Raw genomic sequence first — 19,598 nt, forward strand, 5'->3', positions numbered from 1 at the left:
TATCAACCTAGCTAAAGTAATCTATCCATGAATTATACGAGCGAAAAAGAACTGCTTGAAAACTTCCTAAAGGGGGAGGAGCAGGCTTGCGCGCATGTGTACAACCGTTATTTTAGTCGCATTTGTTTGTACGCATCCAGCTTTGTGGATGAAACCAAGGAAGCGGAGGATATCGCTGAGGAGGGTTTTATTCGGCTATGGCAGGGGAAACGTAACTTTGAGAGTTTGGCACACCTAAAAGCCGCACTTTATCAAACGACACGTCGTGTGGGACTCAACCATCAGATGGCACGTCAGCGCAGGTTGAATCGAGTAGATATGTATGCGACTCAGCAAGATCAAGATCAAAACTCCCATCTTCAAGAAATTATTTATGCTGAGACGATGGCCGAATTATATGAAGCGATTCAGAAGCTTCCGCCTAAAGCCCGTGAAATTATTCAGCTGGCCTACTTGCAAGGAAATAGCAACCAGGAAGTCGCAGATCTTTTACACATCAGTATCCAGACCGTAAAAAATCAAAAAATGCGTGCTTTGAGCCTTCTTCGCCAGCATTTGAATAGGGATTCTTTCAACTACCTCCTGTCGTTGCTTGTGCTTTTTGGGAAATTTTAATTTTTTTTAATTGTCTTTGGTACTTTTCTGAATCGGTGTTGTATCTATAATCGAAATAGCTCAATATGGACGCTCTAGAAGAAGAAAAATTTATCCGCATCAGTACACTGGTCTTAATGGAAATGCAGGGAACGTTAACAGACGAAGATCGGATTTCCTTGGACAGCTGGCTAAATGAATCGGAATTCAATAGACAAATCCATCAACGATGCATGGATGGACAAAAGCAGCGTGAGGCCTATAAAGGTCTTCAGTATTTTGAAACGCGACGTAGTTTTGATGCGCTGAAATCCAAAATCACATTCCATACCCCAAAGAAAAAGTCAATTGCATTGAAAAGGCTATTGCCTTATGTTGCCGCTGCAAGTATTATTTTCGCCATAAGTGGTGTATGGTATTGGAATAAGAAGGGAAATCAGCGAATGGATCTGCAGGTAGCAGCAGTCAACGATCGTCTGCCGGCTTCAAATCAAGCGGTCATTACACTTTCGGACGGCCGTCAATATCAGTTGAATAAGGCTGAAAGTCAGGTTGTGATCGATGGCAGTGGAATACGCTACAACGATGGCGGTGAAGTGGCGGAAATAAACGCGGCGGTTTCTGCTAAAATAGAAACCCCACGCGGTGGGACCTACGATGTAACATTGCCTGATGGTACGATGGTTAAGTTAAATGCGGGGACTGTACTAAGCTACCCGACAGTTTTTGCGAAAGACAAACGCGAAGTAACACTAGTGGGAGAAGCCTATTTTGAGGTTGTAAAGCGTAAAGGGCAACCCTTTGTTGTGCATGCTAAAAATCAGGATATCTTGGTGTTAGGGACACATTTCAACGTAAATGCCTATCGAACATCAGCTGAAATCAAGACAACATTGCTTGAGGGAAAGGTGACAGTAAAAGAATTACAGCAAGGACGTCAAGTAACTTTATTTCCTGGTGATCAAGCTGTTAATAGGGGTGTAAATCTATCCAAACACGCTGTCAATGTACAGCAGGAAATGGCTTGGGTGTATGGTAAATTTAATTTTGACGGAAAATCGCTGCGTGAGGTTATGGATGAACTGTCGCATTGGTATGCCATAGATGTGGTATATAAGGGAGATATTCCTGACGTCGAATTTTTTGGAGGAACATTCAGGACAAGTAAATTGTCCACGATATTGAAAATATTAAAAGATCAGGACTTGTCTTATCAGCTCACAGGCGATGGTAAACTTATTATTGAAAAAAATGAATCTAAAACGCAGAAAGGAGGACAATAACGAAGAAAACGAGACATAACACCGCATATGGATAAACAAATTGGACAGTAGATCCCACAATCTAACCTAACTAAACTAACTAGAATTAATGAAATTAAGTTGTTTTTCGCAAGCGACCAAACCCTTATTATGGCTATTTTTTGCTGCCTTACTCCAGCTCAGCCACCGGGTCAACGCACAAACTGTAACCTACTCTGGACATCATGTTCCGCTTGAGGATGTACTCCAGGCCATTAAGCTCCAGACAAACTATGAGGTTTTTGGAGCTAAAAAGATATTGGAGGTGGCTCGGCCAATTTCAATCAAGGCAGAGAAAATGCCTCTTAAATTATTTCTCGATAAAATTTTAACTAATCAGGAGATCGGGTATACCATTGAATCGAAAACGATCTTCCTGGAAAAGAAAACAAGGCCGCGCAAAACTGAACAGAGAGTTCGCCCTGCGGCTGAAAAATCATCTCAAATGCAAATCAGCGGGCAGATCTTCGGAAAGGATCGTAAGCCACTGTACGGCGTGAATATTGTTCAGGACGGGAATGCTATTGCTGTGGCCGACAAGGAGGGGCGATTTTCAGTCGTTGGAAACATGCAACCGCTTACAATGAGCATGGTCGGCTACAAGAATTTTATACTCACTTTGGCTGAAAACAAGGATGTGTATACGATACAGATGGAAGAAGAGGCGAATGCCTTGGATCAGGTTGTTGTGACTGGCTATCAAACACTGAAAAAGGACTCTTATACGGGAACTGCCATTACCAAAAGTGGTGATGAACTGCGTCAGGTCAATCCACAGAATGTGCTGCAAGCTATGCAAGTCTTTGATCCTTCTTTTAAGATATTACCTAATAATATAGCCGGTTCTAATCCCAACGCGTTACCCAATATCAATGTGCGTGGATCCTCTGCCTTGCCCAGTGGAAGTACAGATGTGCTGCGTCGGGATAATGTCACGACAACCATGAACTTACCCGCTTTTATCTTGGATGGTTTTGAAGTGAGCCTAGAGAAAGTCATGGATTTGGATATGACGCGTATTGAGAGTGTCACGACTTTAAAAGATGCTGCTGCGAGTGCCATCTACGGCTCGCGTGCAGCCAATGGGGTCATGGTAATCGTTACTAAGGCTCCCAAAGAGGGCAAATTGCAGGTGACATACACGCATGAAACTAATGTAAATATGCCAGATCTGTCTGGGTATAACCTATTGAATGCAGCGGATAAGTTGGCATATGAACAGCTTGCCGGACTTTATGATGGTACAAAACAACGTCAATCGCAGGACGTATTAGACGAATTATACTATCATAAATTGGCAAATGTGCTTGGAGGAATAGATACCTATTGGTTATCGCAACCGGTACGCACTGCAATTGGACAAAAACATGGCGTATTCTTGGAAGGCGGTGCACAAACTTTTCGCTATGGCGTGGATATGCGTTATCAAACACGCCCAGGTGTGATGAAAGGTTCTGGCAGAAACCAGTATTCCGGAGGATTAAATTTTAGTTACAATCCAAAAAATAAAATCCGTTTTCAAAATGAGCTATCCATTACGGTCGTCGATGGCAGGGAATCTCCTTACGGGAGTTTTGAGAATTTTGTTAAAATGAATCCTTATTATAGATTGAAAGATGATCAAGGTAATATCACGCAATTGTCGGATCGTTGGATCAGGGTAGATCCTTCAGGAAATAGAAACGAGGAGTATTTGCTTAACCCCGCATACGATGCGACATTGAGCAGCTACAATAAGTCTGGCTATACCGAATTATTGAATAACCTTTCTGCTGATCTTGATCTGGGGAAGGGACTGCGCCTTCGCGGATTGCTTTCCTTGCTGAAACGGATGAACACTGGTGACGATTTCCGATCCCCCTTGTCTAACGAGTTTTATTCCTACGAAACTTCAAGGGCGGATGAAAGAGGTAGCTACGGAAGTTATAGTAACAATGAATTGTATTGGGATGGAAATATACGTTTGAATTGGGACCGAAATATTGGCAAGCATTATTTTAATGTGATCGCCGGTGCCAATATAAGAACGGAGAGTTATGATGAACGTTACTTCAAGGCGATTGGTTTCCCCAATGACCGCTTTACAGATATTGGTTTTGCGAAAGGCTATGAAGAGGGTAAAAGTCCGGAAACGAATGTAGGCGCTTCGCGTTTATTTGGATCCTTCTTAAGTGGTAACTATAGCTATGACAACCGCTATCTGCTTGATGCGACCTTACGCATCGACGGATCGTCAAAGTTTGGAGCGAATAAGCGTACTGCACCTTTTTGGTCGACGGGAATTGGTTGGAATATGCACAATGAAAAATGGTTTTCTACAAAGGTGATTAGTCAGCTCCGTCTTCGTGCAACCGTGGGCTTGACAGGGTCGGTTCAATTTGATCCATATATGTCGCGCGTAACTTATTCTTATGATAAAAACAATTGGTACTCGTCGGGATTGGGAAGTACGGTGCGTAATTATGGGAATGAGGATCTCGCTTGGCAAAGGACGCAATCGGTGGACCTGGGTGTAGATGTCGGCTTTTGGAGCAACAAATTAACGTTTTCACTGCGTAGCTATAGTAAAATTACAAAAGATATCTTGGCGGATATTAATATCGCTCCTTCGACTGGATTTGGTTCATATAAAGAAAATCTAGGTGATATGGAGAATAAAGGAGTCGAGTTGGGCATAAATTGGCAGGCGATTAAAAATGAAAAATGGACATTGAGTTTGCTGGCTAATCTGGTGCAAAATCGCAATAAAATTGTGCGTATTTCCAATGCCTTGAAGAGTTATAATGAGCGTGCAGATGAAGAACAACAGAAAGATGAATTTAAAGCTGTACCCTTATTGCGCTATGAGGAGGGACAGTCTATGGATGCCATTTATGCGGTTCCTTCCTTGGGTATAGATCCAGAAAGTGGAAGGGAAGTCTTTGTGAAACGGGATGGGAGTCTGACTTATGATTGGAATGCTCGTGATATTGCAGTCGTTGGGGTAGCGACACCAAAAATGGAGGGATCTTTCGGCGGTACCTTACGTTATCAGCAATGGATGATGGTCGCCTATTTCCAAACGCGTTTGGGGGGGAAGACGTATAATCAAACCCTAGTTGATCGTGTGGAAAATGCAGATCCACGTTATAATGTGGACGCTAGGGTCCTCGAAGAACGATGGAAGAACCCGGGGGATCACACGTTTTTTAAAAGTATTGAGGATTTGGGGCGTAGCGAATTATCTTCTCGCTTTGTGATGCCAGATAATCTATTAACCTTGCAATCGCTTAATATTTCTTATGATGCTAATCAAGCTTTTGCCAATCGCTTGGCTCTGGCGAGTTTGCGTGTGGGCCTGATTGGCAACGATATCTTTCGCTGGTCAAATGTGAAGGAAGAGCGCGGCATCAAATATCCTTTCGCACGATCGCTTACCCTGACATTACAAGCTAGATTTAAATAGGCTTTGTTATGATTAAAAATGTATACTGATAGCGATTTTATTTGTGAAAATAACCTGACACAAACGAATTAACATATGAAAAAGAAAAATATATTTATCGTCTTGCTCTGCAGCATCTGTCTGCTATCCTGCCAGAAATGGCTGGATATACAACCCCAAAGTGAGGTGGAAAAAGACCGTCTCTTTACTACTGAGGATGGCTTTAAGGAAGCATTATTGGGAATTTATACCCGCTGTGCTAACGGTGATTTATACGGTAAGGAGCTGACAATTGGTACACCAGAAGTACTGGTACAGAATTATACAATTCCGAACAATGATCCGCTAGGTTATCAGAAGACTGCACGATTTGATTACGATGATGGCGCCTTTAAAGATCGCAAGGACAATATCTGGAAAGGCCTATACCATGGGATAGTGAATGCAAACCTCTTATTAGCGGAAATAGACAGCAAGAGAAATCTTTTTGTCGGGGACAATTACGCTTTGATCAAAGGAGAAGCGTTGGCTTTGCGTGCTTTCCTACATTTTGATGCCTTACGTTTGTTTGCTCCAGCACCTATCGTAAATGCACAGGCTGACGCTATTCCTTATGTAACCAAATATTCGAATAAAACGACTCCCTTGAGCAAAGTGTCAGCAGTGTTGGATTCGGTCATTGCAGACTTGGTGGTAGCGAAAGATCTATTGAAGGTGGATCCTATACGCTCTGCAGGTTATGTGGTTGGGTATCCGACGGTAAGTGATACACTGGAAAACTCGGAGCTGAACAATAACAGCCTCTTTTTGCAAAATAGAAGGCATAGACTGAATTATTATGCGGTGTGCGGTGTACTCGCGCGCGTCTACCTGTATAAGGGAGATAAACCTAAAGCTTTAGCAAATGCGATGGAAGTGATCGTTTCTAAAAAGTTCCCTTGGACAAATAATACTGATTTTCAATCCGTAAAAGAGGATAAAAAGGATCGAATTCTTTATAAGGAGCTCTTGTTTGCGTGGTATATTCCCGGAATGAGTAGAGAATACAATCAAGAATGGTTTGGCACAGGTCGGATGAATCTGGACAAAGAAGAAGGACGGACGATTTATGAAGTGGGGGGGAATGGTGGTGGCGATCTGCGTTATACCCAATGGTTTGGAGCGATAAGCGTGGGAACAACGGCTTTAAGTTCTTTGGTAAAATATAATAGAAATACGTTTAGTGACAATTTTGAAGCGAATTTACATTATCTCATGGCGCCAGCAATACGACTAAGCGAGCTCTACTATATAGCTGCGGAATGTAACTATGAAAGCAATCCGACTTTAGCGGCAGAATACCTCAATCAGGTGCGTATACAGCGGGGTATAGGGGAACCTGCTGATTTGTCGACGGCGACAAAATTCCGCGCAGAATTACTAAAGGAATACCGTAAGGAGATGTATGCCGAAGGCCAGCTTTTTTATGCTTATAAGCGGTTAAATGCTTCGATAATTGGAGAAAAAGGCACAGTCATACCGGCAAACCCAAAAATCTTTGTATGGCCATTGCCGAGTGATGAAATAACTTATGGACAACGCTAAGCTAATATAAAATAGGATGAAAAAAAATAGTTATATACTGCTGCCATTTGTTTTATTCCTGTTCTTTTCTTGTCAGAAAACAGAACTAAAAACATACGATGCCGCTGCCAATGTTTATTTCGATCTGAGTTCACAAGCACGCGATAGTATCGTATATACTTTTGCCTATGAAATGACCAGAGCATCGGATACACTTTATATTCCGGTTCGGCTGATGGGCAATCGGGTGGGGAATCAACGTTATTTTGAGGTGTACGTGGAGAAGGATTCCTCCACTGCACGCAGCAATGAACATTATCAGGCATTGTCCGCAGAATATCCCTTGGAAGCAGATCGCGGAATTGGCTATGTCCCATTAATTATCCATAATACCAGGGATTTAGAAGAAAAATCAGTGTCGCTTATCTTAAAATTGAAAGCGAGCCCAGATTTCGGTATTGATGATCCGCGGCTGATACGAACATATATCGTTCTTTCGGCACAACTGGAAAAACCAAATTGGTGGGATAATTGGTCGCCATTGGGTGAATATTCACGGGTAAGGCATCAATTGTTTTTTATAGCAACAGAACAGCGGCAACTGTCCACCGAAGGATTGGATGCTCCAAAGAACCTCTACTTTGCCAATTTGTTGACCATTATGCTTAATGATCCTTTTAAATGGGTAGCGGACCATCCTGAAAAAGGCTATGTATTGGAAAGCAGGGATAATGGTCAAAGCTATATTTTCTACCATAAGGATAATCCCAATCGACCAATTCAGTTGAAAAAAAATACTGGGGTGGGTAAATTTTTCTTTATTGATGAATCAGGAAAGGAGCTTAGATAAAATGAAAAAATTGATAATAAGCGTTGTGCTATTGACAATGTTAACAGCCTGTTATAAGGACAAAGGAAATTATGTTATTGATATGCCTGAGTCGCCGGTGTTACAAAATTTGGATACGCTCTACGAAGCAATGACTGGCGATAGTCTAATTGTGCAGCCTAAAATTACAGGTATAGCTGCCGAAAATCTGGAATGTGAATGGCGTATTGATGTCCCTGAGGCACTTGTGCCAGAATCCAATCATTACAAGGGGAATGCATTGCGGATTGTCTTTGGTTTAGAAGCAAAACGCTATACAGCTCGGCTTACCGTAACCAATAAAGCGAATGGGATGAAATATTTTTACCCATTTAAAATTCAGGGGGTGACGGAATTTTCTCGGGGTACTTTGGTCTTATCAGCGGATCAGGCTGGTGGTAAACTTTCTTTTATTAAACCGGACAACAGTGTTCAACCTAATATTTATGAGGTGATTAATGGCCAACCTTTACCGGTCGACCCTCTGCAGTTGCACTATGTAAAGAATCAATTCACGGGCAATACCCCGTTGGGTTATTGGATTATTTCGGAACAAGGTGGAGTGCGTTTGAATGTCAATACGTTAAAAAAGGAAAGTTTAAAGCCGGGGACTTTATTTGATAATTTCTTTTTAGCTCCTCCGACCATTAACGTAGGGAGCCTTCTGGCCCACCCACAAGGGGTTCTATTGGGGGTAATCAATAACAAATTTTATGGTGGGGCAACCACTACATGGGATCAATCGGCAACCTACGGGATGTTCGGTACTTATGCAGATGGAGAGTATGATTTAGCTTCGAAGTTTGTGCTGTCGACAGCCAACAATAATTATACTGTTATTGCTTTCGAAAAAAATAAGAAGCAATTCGTACGTATTAATCTATATGGATCTCCCATGTATTTTGGAACGCAGTATAGCGCTATTGATGCAGATATTTTCAATCCTGTGAATGTGGGTATGGACTTGTTGCAGATGGTGCAGATTAATAACGCAGATACTTATGCGTATGTGAAAAATCCAGAAGGTAAGATCTATGAATTGATGTTCAATGTGAACTTTGCTGGCCCTTTTAACTTCACTTCGGGCCATAAACGACTTTTTGTACGTCAAGAGTGGATCACAGCTGACACAAAAATGGTGGCTAGTCGTAGCGGTTATATTTACATTGCTGCACAAAATCAAGTTTTTCGCTACAATCCCTTGAGTGAGCAATTGCAGCTCTTGCGGGCCACTATAAAAGGAGATGTGACTATGCTAAAATTAGAAGATGATGAGAATACCCTGATCGTGGGATCGGCGGGAACACTCTATTATCTCGATATCCAGGTGGGTAAAAGTGGCGAGCTTGTCAAAAAAATCGATGGCATCCCGGGGAGCCCTGTAGACGTGACCTGGCGTAAATAAACATAAATAAAAATCAAATCTAATTATAAGAAAATATGAAAAATTTCAAAATAGTAGCTTTAGCCTTGGCTATGTCGCCAATACTGTCATTTGCGCAGCAGACCAACTTTGAGATCAAAGGGAATGCACCGAAAGCTTTCAATGGCAAAAAAGTGTATTTGGACTATACAAAGGATGGCTTCCAGGCATCTGATTCGTCAGCGATCGTAGATGGCAAATTTAGTTTTAAGGGAGTTGTGGAGGAACCATCTTATTCAAGAATGGTCTTTGATCAGGATGGAAAAGGCAAAATGGTTGCGCAGAATATCGGTGATCGCCTTTATTTTTATTTAGGTAATGAAAATTACACAATCACTATTAAGGATTCTTTAAGGACTGCATCGATCAAAGGATCTCCTTTGCATGATGGGTATGTTGCGTATTTGAACGAAATTGGGGGTGGCTTTATGGATATTATTGATGCTGGAAACAAGGCTTTTGCTGCGGTAGATAAAGACGCTCCGGACGCCAATGAACAATATAAAGCGATTCACGAAAAGTTTGAAGCTCGGTTTGAAGCACGCAGAGTAAAAGAGCTGGCTTTTGCAGCTAAAAATCCTAATTCGATCTTTGCTGTGGATGCACTTATTGATGCGGCCAATAAACGTAAGCTTAGTGAAATAGAACCTTTATTTTTAAAATTGTCCAAGGAGGTACGCCAATTAACAAATGCGAGACAACTGGAAGCACGCTTTTTGGCAGAGAAAAGTGTCAAGATCGGCAATAAGGCACCGGATTTTTCACAGCCTGATACGCAGGGTAAAATGGTTAAGGTATCTGATTTTAAGGGACAATATGTGCTGATCGACTTTTGGGCGAGCTGGTGTAGTCCTTGCCGTGCTGAAAATCCAAATCTCTTAAAAGCATACAACAAATATAAAAGCAGAGGATTGGAAGTACTTGCGGTATCATTGGACGACACCAAAGGGAAAAACGCGTGGCTGAAAGCAATTAAGGATGATGGTTTACCTTGGATTCATGTCGCTGACTTAAAAGGTTGGAGCAACGAGGCCGCGGTATTGTACGGAGTACGCGCGGTCCCACAAAACTATCTGGTGGATCCGCAGGGGAACATTGTTGCTATCAATATAAAAGGAGAACTCTTGCATCAGGAACTAGCCAAAGTGTTTGGTAATTGATCGGTATAACTAGCGCATTTATCTGGATGTTATGTACGAATAAAGTGATGAAATAAGTGGCTGTATTTTTAAGGTCAGGAATTGATTTCCTGACCTTTTTTTGAGCTAAGTCCTTCGATTGTTGTAAATTAATGTGTGCTGATAATTCAGTTAGAACGCTGCCGATAATTTGGTTGTCGATTTTGTACTACTTTTAATCGATAATGTGGACTCTTTCTTAAGTTAATACAATTATTTTTGATCGTATAGCGTATAACAAATTATAAACTGAATGTCTCGGGATACCCTTGGGCAACTCATTCTTACCTTAGATAAAATGATGATGGATAGAAGAACAGCAATCAAATTTTTGGGTACTAGCTTTCCAATGCTCTTTCTTAGCAAATTTAGTTCCGCTCATACCTATTTAGGAAAAGTGCCTTTCCATCCCGACTGGCGCTCCCTTGAAAATTATCGGGTTCCTGATTGGTTTCGCGATGCTAAGTTTGGGATATGGGCACATTGGGGACCACAATGTCAGCCAGAAAGAGGGGATTGGTATGCGCGGGGGATGTATCAGGAGGGGTCGGATCAGTATAACTACCACGTTGAAAAATACGGACACCCGTCGGTCTTTGGCTTTAAGGATGTGATTCATCAATGGAAAGCCGAAAATTGGAATCCAGAAGAGTTGATGGAGCTGTATAAAAAAGCTGGAGCGCAGTATTTTATGGCCCTGGCCAACCATCATGACAATTTGGACCTTTATCAGAGCAGCCACCATAAATGGAATAGTGTAAACCTGGGACCCAAAAAGGATATTGTGAAAGGCTGGGAGCGTGCTGCAAAAAAAAGAGGCCTTAAATTTGGTGTGAGTGTGCATGCAGCACATGCCTGGACGTGGTACGAAACAGCGCAGCGGAGCGATAAAGAAGGGAAATTGGCCGGCATTCCATATGATGGTAAGCTAAAGAAGGAAGATGGAAAAGGAAAATGGTGGGCCGAGTATGATCCACAGGAACTGTATGCCCAGGATCATAAACCGAGTCTAGATAGCAAAGACGATAGTACCGTTCATCGGCAATGGCATTGGGATGTAGCATCGGGTGTGAGCGTACCAACGGAAGCTTATTGTGAAAATTTTAAGGCACGTACATTGGAGCTGATTAATAACTATCATCCTGATATCGTTTACTTTGATGATACAGTATTGCCGCTTTGGCCAATCAGTAATGTCGGTTTGGAAATAGCATCCAAATTTTACAATAAAAGCATGCGAGCGAATCGGGGGAGGGTAGAGGTGGTGATCAATGGCAAAATCCTGAATGAAAGGCAGCGAAAATGTCTGGTTTGGGATATCGAACGAGGACAGAGCAATGCGATTGAACCCCAACCTTGGCAAACCTGTACCTGTATAGGTTCGTGGCACTACGACCGACGGATCTATGATCGTGATCAGTATAAGTCGGCTAAAACCGTAATCCATATGTTGATTGATGTCGTAAGCAAAAATGGAAATCTATTGCTTAGTGTGCCATTACGCGGCGACGGCGCTATCGACGATAAAGCCAAGGATGTCGTGCACGGAATAGGCGCCTGGATGGCAATTCATAGTGAAGCAATCATTGGTACAAGACCTTGGTATACTTTTGGGGAGGGGCCTGCGCAACAAGATGCTCCTTCATTAAATGTACAGGGATTCAATGAAGGAAAAGGGAAAGCCTTTACCAGCGATGATGTCCGTTTTACCACGAAAGGAAAGGTATTATACGCTTTTATTTTAGGCAAATCCGAGAATAGGCTTTTAAGCGTTAAATCATTGGGAACCGCTAGACCAAATATCCAATCGATTAAAGAGGTGCAAATACTAGGCTCTGATGACAAGATATCGTTTAATCAATTTGAACAGGCACTTGAAATCAGGCTACCAGATCATTTTATTCAAAATAACATAGCTACGGTCTTAAAAATTACATAGATTGTCGTTATCGTAGCTATGTTATCTCTTGTTTTTAAACAGGTCAACTGCTGCAAATCTTATTTTTTCTTCAGAAGTTCAAGCATACAGGTAGCATAATTTTTGCCAAGCTGTCGGTATCCGGCAGGACTAAAGTGCAATCCGTCACCAATCCCCTGACATCGGGCTGAGGATACAACATGTGCAGTAGCGAGTGTGGAAGGCAATGTCTGGATGGTGCTGTTCATAGACGCACATTTTCCGCCCTCTTCGGCTGATAGAAGTTCGCCTGCAAGCAATGGAACCGCATCGGCCTTCAAGTCCAAATCGTTCAATAGATTTTCGTACACCTTCTTCACTTTATCTGGCCATCCGCGATCGCCCGTATTGGACTCACCCTGGTGAAGTAAAATGCCTTTGATGACTCCTTTTTGTTGTGCAATTTTGGCTAAGGCGACAAGTCTTTTATAGGGATTGTTATCATAGGCGGCCAACATGGGTTTCATCCATGCTGGTGCTCTTGCGACATAGTTCGCCGCGCTATCCTGGTCAAATAACTGGATATGGCAACCTCCAATGGAAACATTAATCACGCCGATAGCAATAGTGTCTGGAAGATGCTCGACCAATGTTTTGCCAAAATAATCTACCGGCGTAAGACCTGTATGACAACGTGTGATTGGAGGCTTTGCCTGGTACCATTGGCCCGACTTGCGCCCAATTTCGGAGCAGTCAACAGCTTGTAAGGCATAGAATCTGCTAACGGAAATAGTGTCTTGGCTTTCAAATTGTCCATGTCCCTCCATGTTCGACTGCCCAAAACATAAATAAATATGGAAGTTTTTATTTTGTGCAAATGTCACTGTCACCGTTAAACAGCATAGCATAGTGAGAAGGAACAGCAGAAAGCTGTTATTTTTTTTGTGCATAATGTAGTTTTTAAAGTTTGTCTTTGTTTAGAAAAGTATTTCGCGATAGGTGAGACCTACCGCGAAAAGATGTAAGGGATTTGGAAAGATAAATGTTTCGTTATATGTACGTTTTTTTAAAACGCTTAATTCATGGCTATAAATTTAAACTTAAATAATTGACAAGACGTGCCGTAATAATCCCAAAGATGTAAGTTTGAATTACCATCCATAGCGCAGCTTGGCACATCCCAGCCGCGGGTTGCATCCACCTTTGACAGGATTTTATGGTAACCGTTGGCGACGGCGATTACTTGCCAGGCTTGGGCGTCGTTCCCGTAGTTCTGCCAGAGTCGGATTGAAGTTCCTAGTGTATTGCTGTTACTTGTTAGATCGATGCAACGATTGGATACACTTGCTTTAGAGACAAAACGCCAGTAGCCATTGCCAGCATCAATGGCAACCCAGCGCTGCGCAGTCGCACCATTCCTGGTCCAGGGTCTTAACACTGCACCATTGACATCCTCGCCTGATTTTAAATCAAGTACTTTGTTGGCGTCGGTTTGGAACTCGATCTCGTAGATACCATTATTGACAAGCCCGGTTACATTGCAATTGGAGACGGGATAATTGGAAGATGCGTATTGTTGGAACCATTGTTTGCTCGGTGCAGCACAGGCCTCCCAATCATTGTTATAGGCTGTACCCGCGTTGGGATCTCCTTTATGAATCAGATTATCGGGCGCTAAGAGATTCCAGCTGACATTACCGGCTTGATCTACAATATACTTTAAATTTGCGCCAAATCCGTTGCCTCCCGCCGTACCGGTTGTGCCTGTTCCGAAGGTACCGTATCCTTGGGGTGCCCAATCGGTTTCGGTAATTGCAATCGGTGCTATGTCAGCGATAGGTTTGACATTTGTGTTCCAGGCATTTTGAAAGGCTTGATAATTGTTGACACCACCCCAATAACCGGGATAGATATGGACAGCATAACCGATATTGCCTCCTGTAATCGGGTTATTTACATAACCTTGGTAATGGGACTGCCATCCTGTACCAGGTATCCAACAAACATTATTCGCGCCATTATTACGGATAATATTGACCAAAGGCTGGAAGAAATTTTTAAGTGCAGCAAAATGCTCGTTTCCTATAGTCCCCCATACACCATTTGTACCAAGGATTTCGACGGGTTCATTGGCCAATTCAAACATAACGTTGTCTGCGTTCTTCAGTCCCGGATGTTGAGACAAAAATGTCCATACAGTCTTAAGATAACTGTGGTAGGCATCATTGACAGCAATACGATGCGGACATACGCCTGGCGGACGCAGGATGACGTACATACCCCGGCTTCGCGCATGATTGATCAAAGGGACAATCACCTGGTCAGTGTAGGTTACCAAGCGATTATAATTGAACCTCGAAATATCATTTTCGGGAATAGGTGCGCCAGGATCATTGGTCCAATAAGGGTCAATATGTAAACGGATGTAGTTAAGATACCAGCCGTCAGAGGCATTGCTCAGCTTGTCCATTACGGATTTATTGTAATTGAGCGCTCCCTGAACATTGTAATTGTCCCAAGTACAATAACCAGAATTGGCACCATATTGACAACCATTGAACCATGGGCTTGGTGTAATGGCGACTCCATGTAAGACAACATTATTATCGCATGGATCTTTAAGGTGCTTGCCCCCAACATGCAATATTGGGGTAGGCCGAGGCCATGTTGTAACAGCCAGGATCGAGCTGTTAGCTTTAAGATTTCGTTCGGATTCTTCCGGTAATGTCTTCTCATCTAGCGTAGAGCAGCCAGCAAAAAGACTTAAGAAAAAGACCAGAAGTAACCACTTTTTGTTTGTTCTCATAATTTAACTATTTAAGGGTGATTAGTGTTCTATTTTTTTTTGCATCAATGCCTCGGCTACGGCCTGATAGGCTGGCTTGCGAACAAATGATTCGGTCCACAATCCAATGGGCTCCCCACGCCTCCAAAATGAGTTCTCTTGATCTGGACTGTCTAAAGGGCTCCATATCGTAATCCCATATTGTTTGTTTTTGGGTATGATCTCCATGTACTTTTCGACAACAAACTTGTATAGTTCGGCCTGCTTCTGATACATTTCAACTGTAGCATTGCTTGTTTTTATGCCATTTCCTAGACCAATATCGAGCTCAGACACTTTGATAAACTTGCCGGTAGCAGCCAGAAGCGTAAACATATTGACTATATTGTCTTTGCTTGTATTGATATCGATATGCATTTGGGTACCTATTCCATCGACTTTGGCGCCCTTGCTTTCAATATAATTGACATAAGCGATCAGTCCTTTACATTTGTTGCCATTGCCTTCTAAACCATAGTCATTGATGAATAGCAGATCATCCGCATTGCCATATTTGCGGGCAAATTGGATGGCTTTAACCGCATAATCTTTGCCAAGGTAATCCTGCCAGTAGAATTCGTCGTCGGCAAGATCTGTTTTTCCGGCTCCGGTTTTCAAGGCGTACTGATCTGGCCAGTCGGACATAGGCTCATTGACCACATCCCAGGCTTTAATGTAGCCTTTGGTCTTCTCTAGCATCCCTGCAATAAAGGTTTCGAGCGCGTTGGAGAGAATTGCTTCTTTCTCGGCAGCTGTCTTTTCAATGATGCTACCGCCCGGACTGCCGTAACCTTCGCCATCAGCAGACTGGGCTCTCGTCGAATTGTTTCCCCAGCCCCCCCAGCCATCAATATTGCTTTCAAAATCACCGTTTGCAATTAGGTTGACTGAACTGCCTGTTTTTGTGAGCGAGACCTTATCGATGAAAATAGTACCATCGTATTGGCCAAAATTGATGATGAAGTTATTTCGTTCATCAGTCGTTGTTACTTTAAGCTCGTAGGATTGATAGCCTGTGGTCAATGCCAATGACCCCATATTGTCTCCGGTATATTCGGGGGTGCGCTGCAGATCAATGCTAATATTACCTGCTTTACTGCCTCGGGCGACGATCTTCAATACATACTCTTTACCCACCTCGGTGGGATTAATGGCATAGGCTGTCTGTGCTTGCCAGGGATTGACAACAGAAGGGTTGCTCATCTTTAGTGCATGCCCAGCTAAGGCGGGACCATCAGAGCCTGGTATAACCACCGGTGCGATTAACTTATTGAGATAGGCGGCTTTTTGTCCCGAATGCCAACAGAGCGTGTGGCCATATAGTCCCATATTGTTTTCTTGCGCCGCAGTTAGTAGCTGCTCTACGCCTGCTAGATTAAGTGTACCGTCAGCCTTCACAATGGAGCCATGCTTCATTTCATAGCCCATCACCATTTCTTCAAAATTGCGGTTGGCAAGCCTATACAGTACTCCTTTGTTGAAATAGTCATTCATGTTGAGTGCAACACCAAGTTTAAACCCTGGATTTGCTTGCTTATCCAGATAGCTTTTCAATGGATTATAGGAATTTATATCTTCCTGAGCCAACACCCTTTCGGGTTTATCTACGGCGTATTCCAGTGGGGTATATTTAGAACAGGAGCTCCAGACGGTGCCGAGCGAAAGTAGGATGACAATAGTTTTATTGATTTTTTTCATCGTTGTTCGTTATTGAAGAGAGACTACTTTTTGATTGGCGTAAAAGTTTCCATTTTGACGGCTCTGTCCCGCATCACTAGGGTATCTTTGCTCGTAATGCTCATCTGCGTCATTTCAATTGCATAGGATAAATAGAGGGCATCGCGGTCGGCATTTCCCCAACTGTTTTTTTCGCCACGTTTTACAAATTTTCCACTTCCAGTAGCTGAAATCCCGGAACTTGCGGAGCTAATGCTGCAATTATTATCGTCATCAAAGGTTAAGTTTAGATTGACATTGATATTAACACCGTCTACCCCCTTAAAAGCGAGGGGCAAGATTGATCTCCTAAGTGTCGCTGTGCTCAGATTTTTGACTTCGTCTTTTTCTACATAAGCTTGGTGTCGGATAACGTTTTGGGTCAAACTGCTATTGCCACTTTTGCCTACAATCTGATCCGTACCCCGACGAAGGTAGTTGCCATGCCAAGGATTGATATACTTGAGGGCATAGAAGACAAAGTCTTTGGGAGCAACGTCCCAATCAGATACAATGGCTCTGTTGGCATTCTGAAAGGAGGCTTTACCCGAAAGGATGGAATCCGCATTGGTGACTTTTGTCATCTTTAGGGGTAAAACATAAAATGTTTCCAGCGATTTTGGGTCAGCAAAAAAAGCGTCAGTCAGCTGGACTTCTACGCCCCCTGTCAGGCTACCGCTCGGAATGTCTATCTGGTGGCTCGCAAGTTGATAATAGTTACTAGGTAAAGCAGTGATCGGCTGTCCATTTTGATAGCTCAGACCATTCGTGAGGCTGTTATCAACCACAAAATCAATACGAATGTCTTTGTTGTTATTGTAAACTCCACCCGTGGTAGCCATGACTTTAACCTTATGTTGGTTATCGAGGCTGTTGTCGAAGATGTCCTCGCCTAGTGTGACCGTTCTAATAGGGGTCTGATAGGCAAAGTATACGGATTGATAGTCAAAATCTGGAAACTCCCAGTCGTTATTTTTGCAAGACGCCAGACTTACCAAAGCCATAGCGTAAAGTAGATTGATCTTTTTCATCATGATCGATTTATTGTTAGTTCCATCCTATATTTTGTGCAAGATTGCTGTATTTGAGTACCTCACTGTACGGGATTGGACCGTAATTCATATAAGTTTCATAAAGCCTATTTTCTACAGGAATTTCTGTATAATTGTTATTGGTGATACTTATTCCTGTGGCGGCAACATTAATATCCATTTTCCAGCGGCGCAGATCCCAAAACCGAAATCCTTCGAAGCAAAGCTCCAACCTACGTTCGTTTCGAATCAGTTGACGCATTTGTTCCTTGTTATTTTTTATCTGCTCCAGATAGGGGTCTCCGTTGTTTGTGCCTACACCAGCCCGCTTACGAATAGCTTTAATGATGTCGTATGCCGAGAAAGTAAAATTTCCCGTTCCGGTAGGACCCCAGGCTTCATTCGCCGCTTCGGCATAAGCCATATACATTTCAGTCATCCGTATACGAGCATTGAAATGCATCTGTTGGGTAGAAGATGATGGATTTAAATTCACATCCTGGCGTAAGAGCTTTTTTAAATAATAGCCGGTTCGTGTAGATGTTTCGACTTTGTTCAAACCATCGTTCGTAGGGCTGTTTGCCGCCGTGTTTATCGCGGTATTGCTTACACCTGCCGTCGTTCCATTCACTATAATATAGGTTTTTAATCTAGGGTCCCTTTTATCATAAGGATTTGATTTATTATAGGCCGAATTTGCGTCACTAATTGGGTAGCCGTTTTCCATAGGGAAGGCATCTACCAGATTCTGGGTTGGATTAAGACGACCTCTGCCAAACAATGTAGGAGGAAAGTGATCCTGTTCCATGCTGTTGCTATTTCCCTTATCGGTACGCCATAGAATCTCCGTAGGATTAGATCCGGAGGTTAAGCCATCGACTACATCCTTGATGTACCAAGTAAACCCTTTTGGATCGATTCCAGTCGGCCCACCTTTTGCCTGGATGACCTGGCCTGCATAGTTTGCAGCTTGCTCCCAGGTCGTTTTACTGCCTTCACTATAGGCCGGACTTGCAGCAAGTAATGCCGCCTTGACACGAATAGCCTGTGCGATACGTTTGGTCATTCTTAACTTAAAAGTGGCACCGAACACACGGTTGTAGTCGTTGAAATTGATTGAACCTGCATATTTAGCTGGAACCTGACTATCGGCAGTGATATTTTCGTAATCCATGGGCAATAGATCTTCGGCTTTTTTGATATCATCGTATAGCTGCTGCATACAAGCTTCAAATGAAGCCCTCGTGTGGTTGAAATCCGAGTTAATGGTCTCGGGGGTCAAAAGAATTGGTACGCCCAGGATTTCTCCTGTACTTGCCTTGCCAGCATGCGCTTGTAAAAGATGGAACATAAACAACGCACGGAGTCCGTAAGCTTCGCCCTTCATACGGTCGTTGAATAGGACGCTAACTTTTGGTTCCATGGCCCATTCTACTTTATCGGTTAAGGACAGAAAGTTGTTCAGATACTGTATGGCTGCATAGCTGTTGCGCCATTGATCGAAGGGGTTGTTTATACTTGTCCACTGTCCAGTTGCCGATTTTAGAAAAGTATTGTTTTTATCGTTGCTCACCGCATTGTCTGTTGCGACGTCATCAAAGCTGTAGCTATTGCTGGGAATCCGGTTGTATCCGTTAAGAAGCAGTCCCTGTGCATATAAAGGACGGCTATTCGCTGTCTCGAGTTCGAGATTATTCTCTATCGCTGGCTCAAACATATCTTCACAGGAAGAAAACAGTAGGCTGCCCAGGATAGCTATGGTTAATATTCTTTTCATAA

13 protein-coding genes are annotated in these 19,598 nt (G+C 42.8%); 8 read left to right on the forward strand and 5 right to left on the reverse strand.

Going from position 1 to position 19,598, the window contains the following annotated elements; all coding sequences use genetic code 11:
* Positions 1 to 27: 27 nt before the first annotated feature.
* The 8 genes from B4A24_RS02715 (at position 28) to B4A24_RS02750 (ending at position 12,290) form a co-directional block, all read left to right on the forward strand.
* Positions 28 to 615: an RNA polymerase sigma factor gene (locus tag B4A24_RS02715; protein ID WP_293942399.1), complete on the forward strand. Its 588-nt coding sequence runs from the start codon at positions 28 to 30 to the stop codon at positions 613 to 615.
* A 65-nt stretch (positions 616 to 680) separates the two neighbouring features.
* A complete protein-coding gene (locus B4A24_RS02720; RefSeq protein ID WP_293942402.1) occupies positions 681 to 1,877 on the forward strand; it encodes a FecR family protein in 1,197 nt (398 codons plus the stop codon).
* A gap of 88 nt (positions 1,878 to 1,965) precedes the next feature.
* A complete protein-coding gene (locus tag B4A24_RS02725) occupies positions 1,966 to 5,340 on the forward strand; it encodes a SusC/RagA family TonB-linked outer membrane protein (RefSeq protein ID WP_293942405.1) in 3,375 nt (1,124 codons plus the stop codon).
* Positions 5,341 to 5,415: 75 nt separating this feature from the next.
* Positions 5,416 to 6,903, forward strand: coding sequence for a RagB/SusD family nutrient uptake outer membrane protein (locus B4A24_RS02730; RefSeq protein ID WP_293942408.1), 1,488 nt, complete (start codon positions 5,416 to 5,418; stop codon positions 6,901 to 6,903).
* Positions 6,904 to 6,919: 16 nt separating this feature from the next.
* Positions 6,920 to 7,732, forward strand: coding sequence for a DUF4843 domain-containing protein (locus B4A24_RS02735; protein ID WP_293942411.1), 813 nt, complete (start codon positions 6,920 to 6,922; stop codon positions 7,730 to 7,732).
* Between the two features lies 1 nt (position 7,733).
* Positions 7,734 to 9,155, forward strand: a complete 1,422-nt coding sequence (locus tag B4A24_RS02740) for a PKD-like family lipoprotein (RefSeq protein WP_293942413.1) — start codon at positions 7,734 to 7,736, stop codon at positions 9,153 to 9,155.
* Positions 9,156 to 9,190: 35 nt separating this feature from the next.
* Positions 9,191 to 10,333: a TlpA disulfide reductase family protein gene (locus B4A24_RS02745; protein WP_293942416.1), complete on the forward strand. Its 1,143-nt coding sequence runs from the start codon at positions 9,191 to 9,193 to the stop codon at positions 10,331 to 10,333.
* A 322-nt stretch (positions 10,334 to 10,655) separates the two neighbouring features.
* Positions 10,656 to 12,290, forward strand: a complete 1,635-nt coding sequence (locus tag B4A24_RS02750; RefSeq protein WP_293942418.1) for an alpha-L-fucosidase — start codon at positions 10,656 to 10,658, stop codon at positions 12,288 to 12,290.
* Between the two features lie 59 nt (positions 12,291 to 12,349).
* Here B4A24_RS02750 and B4A24_RS02755 read toward each other — a convergent pair whose 3' ends face one another.
* From B4A24_RS02755 to B4A24_RS02775, 5 genes are all read right to left on the reverse strand, one after another.
* Positions 12,350 to 13,198, reverse strand: a complete 849-nt coding sequence (locus B4A24_RS02755; protein WP_293942421.1) for a sialate O-acetylesterase — start codon at positions 13,196 to 13,198, stop codon at positions 12,350 to 12,352.
* Positions 13,199 to 13,323: 125 nt separating this feature from the next.
* A complete protein-coding gene (locus B4A24_RS02760; protein WP_293942424.1) occupies positions 13,324 to 15,054 on the reverse strand; it encodes a cellulase family glycosylhydrolase in 1,731 nt (576 codons plus the stop codon).
* A gap of 21 nt (positions 15,055 to 15,075) precedes the next feature.
* A complete protein-coding gene (locus B4A24_RS02765; protein WP_293942427.1) occupies positions 15,076 to 16,770 on the reverse strand; it encodes an endo-1,4-beta-xylanase in 1,695 nt (564 codons plus the stop codon).
* Between the two features lie 23 nt (positions 16,771 to 16,793).
* Positions 16,794 to 17,822 carry a DUF5627 domain-containing protein gene (locus B4A24_RS02770; protein WP_293942429.1) on the reverse strand — a complete coding sequence of 343 codons (1,029 nt, stop codon included), beginning with the start codon at positions 17,820 to 17,822 and terminating at the stop codon, positions 16,794 to 16,796.
* 13 nt (positions 17,823 to 17,835) lie between these two features.
* Positions 17,836 to 19,596, reverse strand: coding sequence for a RagB/SusD family nutrient uptake outer membrane protein (locus B4A24_RS02775; RefSeq protein ID WP_293942431.1), 1,761 nt, complete (start codon positions 19,594 to 19,596; stop codon positions 17,836 to 17,838).
* Positions 19,597 to 19,598 lie beyond the last annotated feature (2 nt).

The organism is Sphingobacterium sp. UBA7249, from assembly GCF_002472835.1.
GTDB lineage: Bacteria > Bacteroidota > Bacteroidia > Sphingobacteriales > Sphingobacteriaceae > Sphingobacterium > Sphingobacterium prati.